We start from the raw sequence: 16,142 nt of genomic DNA, 5'->3' as shown, positions 1-16,142 counted from the left end.
CCACGTGCCAAGGGCGGGAATATAACGTCATTTACCTCACATGACGTGATTGAAGCCGGGTCCTTCAGCGGGTCAGCGCTGGCAGTAGCCGCACCAGACCGTGGCGCGCTGGCCGATGCTGGCCTGCTTCATCGGCCGTCCACAGCGGGGACACGGTTCGCCGCCACGGCCGTAGGCGGACAGTTCCTGCTCGAAGTAGCCGGGTGCCCCGTCCGGGCTCAGGAAGTCCCGCAGCGTGGTGCCGCCGCGGGTGATCGCATGGGCCAGGATGTCCTTCACGGCCGCCGCCAGCGCCACGTACCGGTCCCGGGAGACCTTGCCGGCCGCGCGCAGGGGCGAGATGCCGGCGCGGAACAGGCTCTCGGCGGCATAGATGTTGCCCACGCCCACCACCACCGCCTGGTCCATCAGGAAGGTCTTCACCGGCGCCTTGCGGCCGCGGCTCAGGTCGAACAGGTAGTCGCCGTCGAAGTCGTCCGACAACGGCTCCGGTCCCAGGCCCTGCAGCAGCGGATGGACCTCGCCGACCGGTTGCCACAGCAGGCAGCCGAACCGGCGCGGGTCGTTGAAGCGCAGCACGCGCTGTTCCTTGCCCTGCAGCGCGATGTCCACGTGGTCGTGCGCCGTCACCGGCGTGTCGGCAGGCAGCACGCGCAGGCTGCCCGACATGCCCAGGTGCAGCAGGGCGCTGCCGGCGGCCGTATCCACCAGCAGGTACTTGGCACGCCGGCGGACAGCATCGATGCGCTGGCCGGGCAGGTCGTGCGTGATCTCCGGCGGGATCGGCCAGCGCAGGTCGGGGCGGCGCAGCGTCACGGCCTGGATGCGGCGGCCTTCCACGTGCGGCGCCAGACCGCGGCGCGTGGTCTCGACTTCGGGCAACTCAGGCATGGCCGGGCACCGCACTGTAGAAACCGTCCTCGCAGCGCACGCGTACCGGCCCACCGAATGCGTGGCTCAGGTGCGCGTCGGTCAGCGTGGCCGCGCGGTCGCCGTCGGCGTAGACCGCGCCGTCGCGCAGCAGCAGCACGCGGTCGATCTCGGGAATGATCTCCTCGATGTGGTGCGTCACCAGCACCAGGGTGATGCCGCGCTGAGCCAGCAGCCGCATCAGGCCCAGGAAATGCTGCCGCGCCACCAGATCCAGTCCGGCCGTGGGCTCGTCCAGCAGCAGGGCTTCCGGTTCGTGCACCAGCGCACGGGCGATCAGCACGCGCCGCATCTCGCCGGTGGACAGTTCGGCGACGTGGCGATCGGCCAATGCGGACGCCCGCACCTGCTCCAGCGCGTTGCGTGCCCGCGTGCGCATGTCGGCATCGATCTGCCGATGCGGCGGCACCACGAAGCTGGAGAAGAAGCCGGTGACCACCGCATCTTCGACGCGGAGGTACGGCATCTGTTGCAGGTCGCGGGTCAGGTCGCTGGTCACCACGCCCAGGCGGTTGCGCAGCTCGTTGACGTTCCAGCGGCGCAGGCCGAACACCTTCACCGGCGCCTCGCCCTCGCGGGCCAGCGGATACAGCTCGCGGTTGATCAGCTTGATGAAGGTCGACTTGCCGCCGCCGTTCGGCCCGAGGATCGCCGTGTGCTGGCCGAGCGGGATGGTCAGCGACAGGTTGTGAAGCACGCGGGTCGCGCCGCGCACGACGGTGGCGCGGTCCAGTTCGAACAGGGGCGCGGCGGACGCGGCCGCAGCAGGGGAGACGGGCAGGTTCATCGGTGCGGGGAGGGTTGGTGCCCGGGCAGCGTACCTGAATCCGCAGGCCCGCCGAGGACCGTGCCGCACCGGGACCGACCGCATCACGGCATCGATGACGTCGCGGCCTACAATGCGGGCATGCGCCGCTGCCTGCTCCCGTTCGTTCTCGCCTGCCTGCCACTGCCGGCCTCGGCCCAGGTCACCGCCACCGGCGAGTATCTGGCGCGCATGGACACCGATCGCGACGGCCGTGTCAGCCTAGCCGAATACCAGGCCTGGATGAGCTACGCCTTCGACGGCATGGATCGCAACCGCGACGGCGTGCTGTCGGTCGACGAGCTGCCGGGCGGTCGCGGCAAGCCGATCACCCGAGAGGCGCATCTCGCGCAGTTGGCGGATCGCTTCAAGCGCCAGGACGCGAACGGCGACGGCTTCCTCAGCGAAAAGGAACTGGCGGCACCGCCGCGCTGACGCCCGTCACGTGTGGATCAGTCGTCCACCCGCGAACGCCCAGTTCTCCCACGTGGTTTCCTTGAAGCAGACCATGACGTTCTCCGGATTCCGACCGGCGGCCGTCAGTCGCTGCATCAGGTCGGCCAGCAGCGCCTTCTTGACCTTCACGCTGCGGCCGACAGACCACAGGATCTCGATCAGGGCGAAGTCGTCGTCGCGCGCACCGGTGACGTCCGGATAGGACGGGTCGAAACGGAAGTCTTCCGCCGACAGCTCCAGCACGCGCTGGAAGCGGTCGGTGGCCGGTACGCCGGACGCGACCAGCGCGCCATGCACGGCATCGAGGATCGACGACTTGAAGGCATCGTCCTTCGGTGCGCGGACGGTGAGGGTGACCAGCGGCATGGTGGCGCTCCCGTGGAAAAAGAACGGCCAGCTTAGCTGGCCGCCGTGACGCAAAAAAGAAAACGCCGGCCACGAGGGCCGGCGTCGAGGTTGCCGGCCCTGGGAGGGGCCGGCGGGGGAGGACCTTGTTACTTGGTGATGTCGACGTCCTTGGTCTCACGCAGGAACAGCGTGCCGATGATCAGCGTCATCACCGCGATGCCGATCGGGTACCACAGGCCGTAGTACAGGTTGCCCGTGGCCGCGACCAGCGCGAAGGAAATCGCCGGCAGGAAGCCGCCGAACCAGCCGTTACCGATGTGGTACGGCAGCGACATCGAGGTGTAGCGGATCTGCGTCGGGAACAGCTCGACCAGGTAGGCGGCGATCGGGCCGTACACCATGGTCACGTAGATCACCAGGATCCACAGCAGGAAGATCGTCATCGGCACGTTGATGCGATCCGTGTCCGCCTTCTCCGGATAACCGGCGGCACCCAGCGCCTTCTTCAGCTCACCGCCGAACGCGGCGGTCTTGGCCTTCACGTCGTCGCCGGACAGGCCGGCGGCTTCGAACGACGGCACCGAGGTGGTACCCACGTTCACCTGCGCCAGCGAACCGACCGCTGCGTCCTGCACGCTGTACGGCACGCCAGCGCGCGCCAGCGCCGCGGTGGCCTGGTCGCACGAGCTGGTGAACTTGCGCGTGCCCGGGATCGGGTCGAACTGGAACGAGCAGGTGTTCTTGTCGGCGACCACGACGGCCGGCGACGTGCGGCTGGCTTCTTCCACGCCCGGGTTGGCGTAGTGGGTGATGCCCTTGAAGATCGGGAAGTAGGTCAGCGCGGCCAGCAGGCAGCCGGCCATGATGATCTTCTTGCGACCGATGCGGTCCGACAGCCAGCCGAAGAACAGGAAGAACGGTGTGGCCAGGAACAGCGCGGCGGCGATCAGCAGGTAGGCGACGGTGGAGTCGACCTTCAGGATGCTCTGCAGGTAGAACAGGGCGTAGAACTGGCCGGCGTACCACACCACGGCCTGGCCGGCGGTGGCGCCGAACAGCACCAGCAGCATCAGCTTCAGGTTGCCGCCCTTCATCGAGTCGCGGAACGGCGTCTTCGAACCCTTGCCCTCGGCCTTCATCTGCTGGAACAGCGGGGACTCGCTCAACTGCATGCGGATCCACACCGAAATACCCAGCAGCACGATCGAACCCAGGAACGGAATGCGCCAGCCCCAGGCCTCGAACGCCTCCGTGCCCAGCGACAGGCGGCACGCCAGGATCACCAGCAGCGACAGGAACAGGCCCAGCGTCGCGGTGGTCTGGATGAAGGCGGTGTACAGGCCGCGCTTGCCGTCCGGTGCGTGCTCGGCCACATAGGTCGCCGCGCCGCCGTACTCGCCGCCCATCGCCAGACCCTGCAACAGGCGCAGCACGATGAGGATGACGGGCGCCGCCATGCCGATCGTTTCGTAGTTGGGCAGCACGCCGACCAGGAAGGTCGAGATGCCCATGATCAGGATGGTGACCAGGAACGTGTACTTGCGGCCGATGCGGTCGCCGAGGCTGCCGAAGAAGGCCGCGCCGAACGGACGCACGAAGAAGCCCGCCGCGAACGCCAGCAGCGCGAAGATCATGCCCGTGGTCGGGTTGACGCCGCTGAAGAACTGCTTGGCGATGATGGCCGCCAGCGAACCGTAAAGATAGAAGTCGTACCACTCGAAGACGGTGCCGAGGCTGGAGGCGAAGATGACCTTCTTGTGGCCCTTCGTCAGCTCGCCCTTCGACGAATGCTGCGCAGACGTGGAACTCATGTGGATTCCCCTCAGAATGTGTATTTGACGGAGGTGTGCAGACGCTTCAGGTCGCCCTCGCGGTCGTCCTCAAGCGAACGCTGCCCGTAGATGAGCTCTGCGCCGATGTCCAGTTTCGGGAACGGCGAATAGATCACGTTGGCATGCATGGACTGCGTGCGCTCGGTCACTCCCCAGCCCGTGAGCGCGGTGTCGTTGTCGAAGTGCGAGGCGGAGTACATCAGGTTGGTGCGCACCTTCGGGCTGAAGACGTGGCGCCAGGCGACGAAGCCGCCGTAGCCGTCCAGCGCGTTGATGTCGCCGTTGGCTTCGGTCACCACGTCGCTGCCCACGCCGAAGGCGAGATAGCGGCCGATGCCCTGGCCGGCGTTCACCGCATAGCGGATGTCGTCGTTCTTGCCCAGGTTGAACTTGCCCGACACGCTGACGGAGGCGCCGGTGTCGGTTTCGTCCAGCAGCTTGAACTGGCGCACCATGCCGGCCACGGTGAAGTGACCCCAGTCGCCCTTGGTCAGCCAGCGCGCGGTGACGTCCGGCGCGGCGTTGTCCCCGCTGTTGAAGCGGGCGCCGGTGAGGTACGGGGTGACGGTGGTCTGCGGGTTCTCGATCGAGAACGACCACGGACCCTTGGTGTAGCGCAACTGCGCCTGGCGCACGAAGATCGTGCCGTCGGTGGGACCGACGAAGTCCACGGCATCCGGCAGTGCCGCCGCGTCCATGAAGTTGGACCAGGTCTGGCCGGCCAGCCAGTTGTTCCAGCTGACATACGCATGGCGCAGCGTGACGGCGTAGGTGTTCGTCGCGGTCTCGTTGCCGGCCAGCGCGTTGCTGCCGCCGCCGAAGAAGTCCATCTCGACGAAGCCCTTGAGCTTGTCGCCGCCTTCGGTCACGTGGTCCGCGCTCAGCCAGAAGCGCGAGAACTGCGCGTGGAAGTCGGCATAGGGATCGCCGCCGTCGGCGGTCGGGCCACCGACCGGGATGGTGCTGGGCACGTAGAACAGGCGGCCCGATGAACCGTCGGCGATGCGGCCATCGCTGGTGTCGGTGACCATCGCGTCCATCTTGATGAAGCCGCCGTAGGAGAACGTGCTCCCCGGATTGGAGGCGGTCAGGATGGTGGAGTTCTGGATCGGCTGCTTGGCGGCCGGTGCGGCGGGCTTGGCCGCCTGTGCGGCCTGCACCTGCGTCACCTGCTCCTGCGTGGTGGTGATCTGGGTCTGCTGTTGCTGCTGCGACGACAGCAGCAGCTGCACCTGCCGCTCCAGGTCGGCGACGCGGGCCTCCAGCGCCTTCTCCTTGGCGGTCTGTGCGAACGCCATCCCCGGCGCGATCAAGGCGACGAACAGCGCGGCAGCCAATGGCCGTCGCGCGAATGCGGAACGTTGGGTCATAACCCCTCCCGAAAGGTTGATGGCCGCGTTGCGCGGCTGGGAGGAGACTTGCGCCTGCGTACCGGCAGCGCCTATTCGCCATTAGTCGTAACGGCAGTGCAGCAAAAGCAAACCCCTACAAAAACAGGGGTGCGGCGTTCTGTCGCACTCGGCGACCCGCGTGCTTTAAGACCATTGTCTAAGCCGGATGCTGCAATGCCGCACGCCGGTATGCGTCAAACTCGATCCCCCGGATGCGCCGACACCGTCCTTGCGGACGCGCGCCTTCCGCCCTTCTTGCTTCAGAATCGACGCCTTACTTGAACGTCCCGGGAGGACCTCATGACTGACCTGTATCCGGTCAAGCCGGAATTCGCCGCCAAGACACGCATCACGCGCGAGCAGTACCAGCGTGACTACCAGGCGTCGATCACCGACCCGGAGGCGTTCTGGGGCAAGGCGGCGGAGCGGCTGGACTGGTTCAAGAAGCCCACGCAGATCAAGGACGTCAACTACGCCCTCGACGACTTCCGCATCCGCTGGTTCGCCGACGGCGAGCTCAATGCCAGCGTCAACTGCCTGGACCGCCAGCTCGCCGAACGCGGCGACAAGGTCGCCCTGCTGTTCGAACCGGACGGTCCCGATACGCCGTCCTACGGCGTCACCTATCGCGAGCTGTACGAGCGCACCTGCAAGCTGGCCAATGCGCTGCGTGCGCTGGGCGTGCAGAAGGGCGACCGCGTCACCATCTACCTGCCGATGATCCCGGACGCCGCCGTGGCCATGCTGGCCTGCGCGCGCATCGGCGCCATCCACTCGGTGGTGTTCGGCGGCTTCGCGCCCAACTCCATCGCCGACCGCGTGGCCGACTGCGCCAGCAAGCTGATCATCACCGCCGACGAAGGCCTGCGCGGCGGCAAGAAGGTGCCGCTGAAGGCGAACGTCGACGCGGCGCTGAAGCTGCCGGGGACGAATTCCGTCGAAACCGTGCTGGTCGTCCGCCATACCGGCGGCGCCGTCGACATGCAGATGCCGCGCGACCGCTGGTTCGACGCCGTGGTCGATGCGCAGCCGGCCGAGTGCGAGCCCGAGCGCATGAACGCCGAGGACCCGCTCTTCATCCTCTACACCTCCGGCTCGACCGGCAAGCCGAAGGGCGTGCTGCACACCACCGGCGGCTACCTGCTGTACGCGGCGTACACGCACGAAGCCGTGTTCGACCTGCGCGAGGATGACATCTACTGGTGCACCGCCGACGTGGGCTGGGTCACCGGCCACAGCTACATCGTCTACGGTCCGCTGGCCAACGGCGCCACCGCGGTGATGTTCGAGGGCGTGCCCAACTACCCGAACGTGTCGCGCTTCTGGGAAGTGATCGACAAGCACAAGGTCACCATCTTCTACACTGCGCCCACCGCCATCCGTGCACTGATGCGCGAAGGCGAGGCGCCGGTGAAGAAGACCTCGCGCGCCTCGCTGCGCCTGCTCGGCAGCGTCGGCGAACCGATCAATCCGGAAGCCTGGCGCTGGTACTACGACGTGGTCGGCGACGCGCGCTGCCCGATCGTCGACACCTGGTGGCAGACCGAGACCGGCGGCATCCTCATCACCCCGTTGGCCGGCGCCATTGACCTCAAGCCCGGCTCGGCTACGCTGCCGTTCTTCGGCGTGAAGCCGGCACTGGTGGATGCCAACGGCGAACAGCTCGACGGCGCCACCGAAGGCAACCTGGTGCTGCTGGATTCGTGGCCGGGCCAGATGCGCACCGTGTACGGCGACCACCAGCGCTTCATCGACACTTACTTCCGCACGTATCCCGGCACCTACTTCACCGGCGACGGCTGCCGTCGCGACGAGGACGGCTACTACTGGATCACCGGCCGCGTCGACGACGTCATCAACGTCTCGGGCCACCGCATCGGCACCGCCGAAGTGGAAAGCGCGCTGGTCGCGCATCCCAAGGTGGCCGAGGCGGCCGTGGTCGGCTTCCCGCACGACATCAAGGGCCAAGGCATCTACGCCTACGTCACCCTCAAGGCCGGTGAAGCGCAGAGCGACGAGCTGCTGAAGGAACTGGTGGCGTGGGTGCGCAAGGAGATCGGCCCCATCGCCACGCCCGACCACCTGCAGTGGGCGCCCGGCCTGCCGAAGACGCGCTCGGGCAAGATCATGCGCCGCATCCTGCGCAAGATCGCCGAGAACGCGCCCGAACAGCTCGGCGACACCTCCACGCTGGCGGACCCGTCGGTGGTGGAATCGCTGGTCGCCGAGCGCAAGGTCAAGTAAGCACCACGGGTCCTTCGCGGGGAGGCGGAGGACCAGGCACGGTGCGGGCGGATGATGCCCGCACCTGTGCAGCACGACCCCTACGGATTACCCTTCCCCCACGATGGACCGCAACGCCATGCCCACCCTACTGATCGCCGACGACCACCCGCTGTTCCGCGAGGCGCTGCGCGGCGCCGTGCAAAGGGTCATGCCGGGGGTGAAGCTGCACGAAGCCGACAGCGTCGATGCGCTGTACGTGCTGGTCGACGCGCATCCCGACGCCGACCTGCTGCTGATGGACCTCAACATGCCCGGCGCGCACGGCTTCAACGCGCTGGTGCACCTGCGCGCGCTGCATCCGCAGCTGCCGGTGGTCATCGTGTCGGCGCGCGAGGAGCCGGCGGTGATGCGCCGTGCGCTGGACCACGGTGCGCTCGGTTTCATTCCCAAGTCCGCCGACTCGGACACCATCGGCCAGGCCATCGGCGCGGTGCTCGACGGCGAGCGCTGGGTGCCCGACGAAGCGCACAACGCGCCGGCCACCAGCCGCGACGAGCAGGAAACCGCGCAGCGCCTGCGCGATCTCACCCCGCAGCAGTTCAAGGTGCTGCAGATGCTCGGCGCCGGCCGCCTCAACAAGCAGATCGCCTACGACCTGGGCGTGTCCGAAGCGACCATCAAGGCCCACGTCACCGCCATCCTGCGCAAGCTGCACGTCACCAACCGCACCCAGGCCGTGCTCGCCGCCGGTCGCCTGGCGGTGGATCCCGACGGCATCATCCTGCCGCCGGAAGAGGGGGAGTAGGGCCGGCTACCGGCGCGGCGCCACCGACAGTCCGAACAGCCGCATCACCGGTCCCGTCAGCAAGGCGCCGACAATGGCGCACGGCGTGCCCCACAGCAGCACCGCCACGTAGATCATCGACGCCCCGCCGCCTTGGTAAGGCCGCACGCAGTCGACGTAATAGGCGAACACCAGCCAGGGTGCGAACAGCAGGCAGGCCCCGACCGCCCGTAGCGGATTGGCGGTGAACAGCGAAACGATCGCCGGCAGCAGGGGCGCCAGCACGAACACGCCCAGCACCAGCAGAAACGTCAGCAGCGTGTGCTCGTAGCAGGCTACGCTGTTGAACGCCTGAAGCGCGATGATGCATGCGATGGCGGCGGCTCCGGCGATGAGGGCCTGCCTGCGCGGGATTTCCATGCACGATCTCCGGTGAAGATGCCGATGGTCTGACGCCCGATCATGCGGAACGTCATGCAAAGACGACGTGTTCACGTGCGCTAGGATGAAGCCGCGTGCCATCCATCCTGCGTCTCAGGCAGGCCGACCCATGAGCCGAGATCGGCTTCGAAGCCTTGTCAGACTGCTCCGTCCGGCACGAACCCGGTCGCACGAAGCGTGGCAAGAGGCTGGAACAAGGGATGTGGCAACTCCGCCCAGCGGAACCATTGCCAACCGGCACACTTGGCTGGCTCGCACGGCATCGGATCACCGGCGTCGCTTTGGGCAACGACAAACAAGGTGACGTAATGCTTGCCCTCCTGGGCGAATACGTCACTCGTGTAGGGAGCGGCGACGGCGTTCGTGATCTCCAGCCCGGTCTCTTCGCGGACTTCGCGTGCGGCACACGCTGCAGCGCTCTCACCGAACTCGAGATGACCCCCAGGAAGCGCCCACGTGTCGGCGCCGTGCGAGCCGATCCTCTGCCCAAGCAACACCAGCCCATCGCGCATGACGATTGCGCCAACGCCAACACGTATCTGTTCTGGGCTCATCGCGGAAGTTCTTTGTGACGAGATGTCGTTAAAGGTGGCCCGCGAAGCGGGTTCGGCTTGAATGGATTGTTGGGTCGCGTGCTACTGCTCAATGCGACGGACCGTATAGGGGCTGGTGCGACCAGGAAAAAACTGCGGCGGATAGTACGACACCTCGTAGTTGGCTAGACCATTGCAGGTCTTCACCACCCATCGCTCTACTCGAACACCGTTGTTTCCGACGAGCGAAAGGGTGGATTTGATCGGCTCAACGGTGCAGGTTGGGCCAACATCCGCTTGAATCTTTCTCAGCGGCTCAGTATCGAACTCAGCGGCCAGAAGAGGTGGCCAGGGCAGGAGCAGCAGCGTGGCTAGAAGTACTCGCATTGATCTCACTGGCGGCCTGATGTCTGAATTCAGCCGCGCCGCGAAGAGGCCTCGGCTTGAATGAACTGTTAGGCGCCTACTTGAGCACGCTCAGGCGTCGTCCGGCAAGCTGTCCGAGCGTGGTGGTGGCCAGGCTTCTGCCTCACAGGCCTCCCGCTTGAATCGAAGTTGTTCAATCTCAGTCATAACCTCATCACAAAACTCCAGTAGCGGCAGCCCCTTTCCTAACTCCCAGCCCAAGTGGAAATCGTCGGGCAACGACTCTCCCGCGCACATAATTGAGAGAGAAGATCGGTGGGTATTCTGTTGCCTGATCTCATAGAGTTGTTGCAGAACTCCCCTGGAAGCCGTTGTCTTGACGTAAGACGCGTACTTCTTGTTCTGGGTAACATCGATGTGTTCACGAACTGCGGATAGAAGAATCTCATCCGCAGTATCCTCTCCAGTGCTTTCATCGACTTGCGAAATGCAAGCCCAGTAAGCAGCCTGATCAAAAAAGCTGTAGGCCGCACTTAGGAACGCGCTTACTAGCCATCTAAACCTTGATCTATCAGTCTGTGCTCTCGCAAGTTCAAGAAAGAATCTGCACTCATCGGCTTTGTAGTCCTGCGCTGCTGCCGAGCTTACGTCTACGGTCAACATGAAATTCCGCAGCTCTTCGGGATCAATGGCTATGCCAGCGCCTAACGCCCGAATTATGCCGGCCCGCGAAGCGGGTTCGGCTTGAATGAATTGTTAGGTGGCGCCTTGGGAAATTGACCACCATGCCCAGACAGCCACCGTGAGAGCCGCGCCCAACGGGCCTAATGACGCTACCAGCAGAACTGGCGCACGTCGTTTGAAGGATGCAGCGACAACGGCCCCGACAATGCTGCCCGCCAAAAGCGAAAGCCAGAAGTCGGGATTGGAATAACCGCGAGATTGGGCTGGGATGCCAAACTCTAGCAGCAAGAGCAGGACTAAAGGGAGTAGCAGGCAGCCAGTCGCAAGGGCTACGGCCCCGCGCACAGCTCTGGTGCGGGTACTGGCAGAGATCGGGTTGACTGGCTCAACAGTACTGATCGTCATGTGCCACCTAACGCCTGAATTAAGCCGCGCCGCGAAGCGGCATCGACTTGAATGAATTGTTAGGCCTCATGGCTGGCACACTGCACCAATTGAACCAACTCTGTCGCCAGATACGCCAAGTTGAAGCCAGCAAGAAGATTGACTGCTGTAGTACTCCCAAAAGCTACCAGACTCACGCTCTGATCTGATGGGCTGGCCGTAGACCGCCAAAGCCTTTGACAGCGGAGCGCCCGGACAAATGCCTGCAAGGGTACAAGCATCTTGCCCCGTGGCATTGAGCTGGAGTACGTGGCGTGACTTGCCCGGAGCAGCCTGCTCTAGCCAACCGACAAGCACGGTCAGCCCCGGATACTCGAACGCAATGCTCTCGCCCGTGTCAGATTGCCGTACTGGTTGACCGAGCTCGGCCAAGACCTTGTTCTCGGGATCACCAAGCGTCACGCCGCCTAGACTAAGCTCTCCGTCTGTAACAGCAACATCACCGGCTGAGCCAGAAAGAAGTGCAACGGCGAGAATGATGCTTTTCATGAGGCCTAACGCCTGAGTTAAGCCGCGCCACGAAGTGGCGTCGGCTTGAATGAATTGTTAGGACTCATGGCCATCGAAGCTGACCCTCATGAGCTTTGCCCGCAGTCCAGTAGACGTCACAGAAGAAGCGCTGAAACCAAGTGCCAACCTTATACCGGGAAAACTGACCGGAGTAGTCTTGGTTGAGAAGCGTTGGTGGGGCGAAGCGAAACTGGTAGTCCGTCTCAAGTAGTTGGACGAACGTGGTGATCTGCTCAGGTGAGTGGGTGTATGGAGGACTCCCGAACCTACTCGTAGTGATTAGCCCGCCGAACTTTGAGAAGAGAATGGCGGTGGGAGCTAATGAGGCTCCAGTCGCGGCCCTAGTGAAGAGTGCGCCGTCCTGGAAAAGCGAGGGATCAGAGACGAGCCAGTCCGTCGAGGTCGTGCGTCCAAGACGTTTAGCTGCCCGTTGAACACGATCAAGCAGGGCGGCCTCAGCTGCCAAGTCAGTGGGAAATGGCTCGGGCGAATCAATCAGCAAAAGATCTGAAACTGCGAGAGCGTCTCTCATGAGGCCTAACGCCCGAGTTAAGCCGACCCGCGAAGCGGGTTCGGCTTGAATGAATTGTTAGATCTGCCAACCGCAGAGCTCGACAAGTCTGTGAGCTGGACCTCTACCGGAACTTGATGGCGGCACGTACTCCCTCGCGCGGGGTAACGCCATTGGGTCACAGCGGAAAGAATAGCCTCGTTGTATCCAACAGGCTGGCCGCGGCTACGGCCGATAGGATGCCACTCCGCAGAGACGATGGCGGGTGACTGCACCTGACCGGTGGGGGTAATGACAAACGAAACCTGGGCTTTGCCAGAAAACTCGTTGTGCATCCTAGGCGGAAGCTTTGGCGGCGCGGTCGATGTAGGAGTAAGCCAAGAAGAACAGACCTTGGGCGGCTCGGCGGCAGCGCATGCACCAAGCGTGATGCCAAGAAACAGAACCATCAGATGGAAGATTGTTCTCATGGCAGGTCTAACGCCTGAATTAAGCCGCGCCGCTCAGCGGCGTCGGCTTGAATGAATTGTTAGAGCGCACGAAACACATTGGAAAGCTCCTTGTCTGTGTTGGCCGTCTCCCACTTGGACATCCAGCAGAACGATATACCGGAACGCTCCGCGGTGCGTTTGAACATCTCCAACTGATGCTGGGTCGGTTGGTAGTGCTCTGGAATGAAGTGCATCAGCGCGGTGGGCTTGCGTAGTGAGAAGCCCGGCGCTAACTCGTTGACCAAGTGCGTCAATGCTTCCCGGATCCGCGAGAAGTCTGGATCCCCGCGTGAGTTGTCTAGGGCATGACAGTCGCGCCGCGCTCTTCTGTCCTCACCGACCACACGGCCCATGAAGTGATCGGGGAAGACCTGGATGTAGAGGTTCCGTTTGCGAAACACGTGGTGTGCGCTCTAACGCCTGAATTAAGCCGACTTGGCCGCGCCAGCGGACAAGTTCGGCTTGAATGAATTGTTAGGCGGCACGTACCCGTGAAGATGACAACTGCCGCCTGATGAAATGGTATGCCAGAAGAATGACGATGAGAATTGGCCAAGCCAGAAGCCAAGTGGACGTTGCGAGCTCTTGGCCTTTTTGGCTCCAGCCGGCTACGAAATGACTAGGAATTAGAGATGGCTCAAAGCCCACTACCGAAAAGAACGCTACCAGCCATGCGAGGCAGTAAGCGATGATCACTGCAGCGATTGATTTGACGAACTTGGACATTCGCTAGTGCCGCCTAACGCCTGAATTAAGCCGCGCCGCGAAGCGGCGTAGGCTTGAATGAATTGTTAGGCCCAGGCCGACACATTGCGTGAGACCCCGCTACAAACTGCATGGTCTCCGAAGCGAGTGCAGAGTCTGAGGCAGTGGGCGGGCAAGCATGAAGGCAATTGCTCCCGACCCCGTTGTCACAGCCGCTGCGAAAGCATGCCAAGGTGCAAGCGCCAATAGGCTCACACTCCAACGCCAGCTTCCGCATGATGTTCATATCGCCGGGCGAAGATAGGGACAGGCCATTCGTTGTGCACTGGGCTTGCCATGTGCTGTCCTTCTGCGAAAGTGCGGGACGCGAGCACGCGACGCTGCAGAGAGTGATCGCTATGGCCGCTAGTTGAAGAAGAGCTCTCATAAGGGGACCTAACGCCTGAGTTAAGCCGACCCGCGAAGCGGATTCGGCTTGAATGAAATGTTGGGCCCCGTCACGGTGAGCATGTCGTCTCCACGCTGATTGTTATATCGGACTCAAATCTGATCCGAAGCCAGCATCCATCGTCCCAAAGGTAATCCCTGAAGAAGTGTCCATCACGCTCATAGAGATCTGACTTTCCGTACACCGCCGTTACTCGCTCGTACGTCATGCCAGGGCAGATGCCGGCTGGCGTGCAGAACTCTCTACTTGTACTGAGAACACCGCCAACGCCTTGCTCATCAAGAGAAACAACGATGCCTAGATAAGACAGCGTTACAGGAAGAAAGACGTCCGGTACTTTCGTGCGCTTCTTGGGTTTCCCGAGCCTTGCAACCACGGACGGCTCACTTTGGCCAATCGTGATTCCGCCCAATGTCAGAGGCGTCTGCGGGGAAGCGGCAGCCTGCGCGGGTTCGGCTTGGCCAAGGATCATTAGCAGTGTCGCTAGTGTTTTCATCAGGGGCCTAACGCCTGAGTTAAGCCGATCCGCGAAGCGGGTTCGGCTTGAATGAACTGTTAGGCACCGGCCACAACCAGGCAGCCGCTGCCGACGAATATGTTGCCGAGAGCCTCTCGCAGCATCAGGAAATCGTCGCGACTCAACTGAAAGCAAATGGATAGGTGCTCCATGCCATCCAGTTCCGCAACTGCCTGTGGCTCAAATGAGACCTCAACCCCGGTTGAGCTAAGCAAGAAGCGCGAGATGCCGCCGTAGCCGGACATACCCTGGCCACGCCACTCAAGGTGATAGGTGTCCATTCCTAGAGCTCGGTCCTGCTCATCATGCTCGAGGGCGCGTTGGAGCATTAGGTAGAAGCGAGTGTCGAACTTTTGATCGGCGAAACCAACGAGATGAAACTCGCCGTCAGGCTGCTCCGTCACCACGCATTTTGCTTCGAACGCAAAGCTGCTCATTCCGGTGCCTAACGCCTGAACTAAGCTGACTTGGCCGCGCCAGCGGACAAGTTCGGCTTGAATGAATTGTTAGGGCCTGCGAACCGCGGATTGCGCCAGAACGCGACCAGCCAGAATACAAGCCCAGATATGACGCCTGATAGGAGCCCGTAAATGGTGATGCCTAGGCCGCTTTGCAGGAAATGTTGCCAGTTGGTCAAAAGGAAATAGGCAGTGACCAAGAAGCCGGCTGCAAGAGTTGCTCCCAAAGTCACCTGCCACCACTTGAGCCAACGCTTGCGGATGAAAAGGAAGATCAGAGGGATGCCAAAGAGAACCATGCCGCTATATGCAAAGAACAACTCAGGCCGAAGCCACCACAGCGTGTGAGTCTCGTATGGCGGAATGAAGTACGGCGCCTTCAGCAGCAGGGGTGTCAAGATGATTGCGATGAACAATCTGAGCATGGCCCTAACGCCTGAATTAAGCCGACCCGCGAAGCGGGTTCGGCTTGAATGAATTGTTAGGCACCACCCGCGTGCACCTAACGTGCACCTAACCGGTGACGCTCACGATCTCTTGAACCTCAGAGAATGTCCAGCGCCCATCTGAGCGAATGAAAATGTAGCGCTTATTGGGATTGGGCCGCTGGGCCACGAGGGTGCCGTCAGGCTGCGTATACCAGCAGAGCTTGCCCGCAGGAGCATCAGGAATTTGGCCGCGCAAGGCTTCCTCGGAGTTGCGGTCGAGTTTCAGAAGGCCGAGCGGATCCTGATTGGGCTGATCTGTATAGAGATAAACCGGGCACTTGGCCGCGAGTGCGGACGAGTGCCAGGAAAGAATCAGTGCAAGCAGCAGGAATCGCATGGATCGTCTCGTGTGGTGCCTAACGCCTGAATTAAGCCGCGCCGCGAAGCGGCGTCGGCTTGAATGAATTGTTAGGTGCCAGCAAGCTCAGCCGGAAGACTGGTCTCACAAGCGTCGCAGAGCCCGCGCTCGGTGAGTGTCAGCACCTTGTATCTGCGAGAGAGCATGTCCCGCACACCATAGTCTCCCAACTGCGTATCTAAAACACCTGGCTTGATGCCGACGGAATGACAAGCCCAGCACTCATGCAGCAGCTTGGCTTGGAATGGCGAGCTCTGGATTTTGGTGCTGAGAGAGTCTCGTTTCATGGCACCTAACGCCTGAATTTAGCCGACTTGGCCGCGCTAGCGGACAAGTTCGGCTTGAATGAATTGTTAGGGCTCATGCTCGCGCCTTATACGCGCCATGGCAACTAAGGTGCCTAAGCCCGGCACGGT

16 protein-coding genes are annotated in these 16,142 nt (G+C 62.8%); 3 read left to right on the top strand and 13 right to left on the bottom strand.

What is annotated here, in order from left to right; all coding sequences use genetic code 11:
* Positions 1 to 72: 72 nt before the first annotated feature.
* Positions 73 to 891 carry a bifunctional DNA-formamidopyrimidine glycosylase/DNA-(apurinic or apyrimidinic site) lyase gene (gene mutM, locus IB230_RS19175; RefSeq protein ID WP_192274479.1) on the bottom strand — a complete coding sequence of 273 codons (819 nt, stop codon included), beginning with the start codon at positions 889 to 891 and terminating at the stop codon, positions 73 to 75.
* Positions 884 to 1,717 (bottom strand): ATP-binding cassette domain-containing protein, encoded by an 834-nt coding sequence (locus IB230_RS19170; protein WP_192274478.1) that lies wholly within the window; start codon positions 1,715 to 1,717, stop codon positions 884 to 886. The genes mutM and IB230_RS19170 overlap by 8 nt, the downstream gene beginning before the upstream one ends.
* A 120-nt stretch (positions 1,718 to 1,837) precedes the next feature.
* Between IB230_RS19170 and IB230_RS19165 the strand changes: the two genes are divergently transcribed.
* Complete coding sequence (locus IB230_RS19165) at positions 1,838 to 2,170, top strand: hypothetical protein (RefSeq protein ID WP_192274477.1); 333 nt, start codon at positions 1,838 to 1,840, stop codon at positions 2,168 to 2,170.
* A gap of 6 nt (positions 2,171 to 2,176) precedes the next feature.
* Here IB230_RS19165 and IB230_RS19160 read toward each other — a convergent pair whose 3' ends face one another.
* The 3 genes from IB230_RS19160 to IB230_RS19150 form a co-directional block, all read right to left on the bottom strand.
* Positions 2,177 to 2,557 carry a tautomerase family protein gene (locus IB230_RS19160; RefSeq protein WP_192274476.1) on the bottom strand — a complete coding sequence of 127 codons (381 nt, stop codon included), beginning with the start codon at positions 2,555 to 2,557 and terminating at the stop codon, positions 2,177 to 2,179.
* A 128-nt stretch (positions 2,558 to 2,685) separates the two neighbouring features.
* Positions 2,686 to 4,350: an MFS transporter gene (locus IB230_RS19155; protein ID WP_192274475.1), complete on the bottom strand. Its 1,665-nt coding sequence runs from the start codon at positions 4,348 to 4,350 to the stop codon at positions 2,686 to 2,688.
* Positions 4,351 to 4,361: 11 nt separating this feature from the next.
* A complete protein-coding gene (locus tag IB230_RS19150) occupies positions 4,362 to 5,741 on the bottom strand; it encodes a DcaP family trimeric outer membrane transporter (protein ID WP_192274474.1) in 1,380 nt (459 codons plus the stop codon).
* Between the two features lie 321 nt (positions 5,742 to 6,062).
* On the opposite strand from IB230_RS19150, the gene acs reads away from it, so the two are divergent.
* The gene (gene acs / locus IB230_RS19145; RefSeq protein ID WP_192274473.1) at positions 6,063 to 8,006 is read left to right on the top strand and encodes an acetate--CoA ligase; all 1,944 of its coding nucleotides are present in this window, start codon (positions 6,063 to 6,065) and stop codon (positions 8,004 to 8,006) included.
* Between the two features lie 118 nt (positions 8,007 to 8,124).
* On the top strand, positions 8,125 to 8,793 hold the full coding sequence (locus IB230_RS19140; protein ID WP_192274472.1) for a response regulator transcription factor: 669 nt from the start codon (positions 8,125 to 8,127) through the stop codon (positions 8,791 to 8,793).
* Positions 8,794 to 8,799: 6 nt separating this feature from the next.
* Here the strand turns inward: IB230_RS19140 and IB230_RS19135 are convergent, their stop codons facing one another.
* The 8 genes from IB230_RS19135 to IB230_RS19100 form a co-directional block, all read right to left on the bottom strand.
* A complete protein-coding gene (locus tag IB230_RS19135) occupies positions 8,800 to 9,192 on the bottom strand; it encodes a Na+:solute symporter (RefSeq protein WP_192274471.1) in 393 nt (130 codons plus the stop codon).
* A gap of 158 nt (positions 9,193 to 9,350) precedes the next feature.
* Entirely contained in the window at positions 9,351 to 9,767 is a 417-nt protein-coding gene (locus tag IB230_RS19130; protein WP_192274470.1) for an NUDIX hydrolase, read from the bottom strand.
* Between the two features lie 456 nt (positions 9,768 to 10,223).
* On the bottom strand, positions 10,224 to 10,775 hold the full coding sequence (locus IB230_RS19125; RefSeq protein WP_192274469.1) for a hypothetical protein: 552 nt from the start codon (positions 10,773 to 10,775) through the stop codon (positions 10,224 to 10,226).
* 492 nt (positions 10,776 to 11,267) lie between these two features.
* Entirely contained in the window at positions 11,268 to 11,729 is a 462-nt protein-coding gene (locus IB230_RS19120; RefSeq protein WP_192274468.1) for a hypothetical protein, read from the bottom strand.
* Positions 11,730 to 12,790: 1,061 nt separating this feature from the next.
* The gene (locus IB230_RS19115; protein ID WP_192274467.1) at positions 12,791 to 13,153 is read right to left on the bottom strand and encodes a hypothetical protein; all 363 of its coding nucleotides are present in this window, start codon (positions 13,151 to 13,153) and stop codon (positions 12,791 to 12,793) included.
* A gap of 1,307 nt (positions 13,154 to 14,460) precedes the next feature.
* On the bottom strand, positions 14,461 to 14,859 hold the full coding sequence (locus IB230_RS19110; RefSeq protein ID WP_192274466.1) for an Imm10 family immunity protein: 399 nt from the start codon (positions 14,857 to 14,859) through the stop codon (positions 14,461 to 14,463).
* A gap of 20 nt (positions 14,860 to 14,879) precedes the next feature.
* The gene (locus IB230_RS19105) at positions 14,880 to 15,305 is read right to left on the bottom strand and encodes a hypothetical protein (RefSeq protein ID WP_192274465.1); all 426 of its coding nucleotides are present in this window, start codon (positions 15,303 to 15,305) and stop codon (positions 14,880 to 14,882) included.
* A gap of 88 nt (positions 15,306 to 15,393) precedes the next feature.
* On the bottom strand, positions 15,394 to 15,705 hold the full coding sequence (locus IB230_RS19100) for a hypothetical protein (protein WP_192274464.1): 312 nt from the start codon (positions 15,703 to 15,705) through the stop codon (positions 15,394 to 15,396).
* Positions 15,706 to 16,142: the final 437 nt, after the last annotated feature.

Source organism: Pseudoxanthomonas sp. PXM01, from assembly GCF_014851815.1.
Lineage (GTDB): Bacteria > Pseudomonadota > Gammaproteobacteria > Xanthomonadales > Xanthomonadaceae > Pseudoxanthomonas_A.
This window is presented reverse-complemented; position numbering and strand designations above follow the sequence as displayed.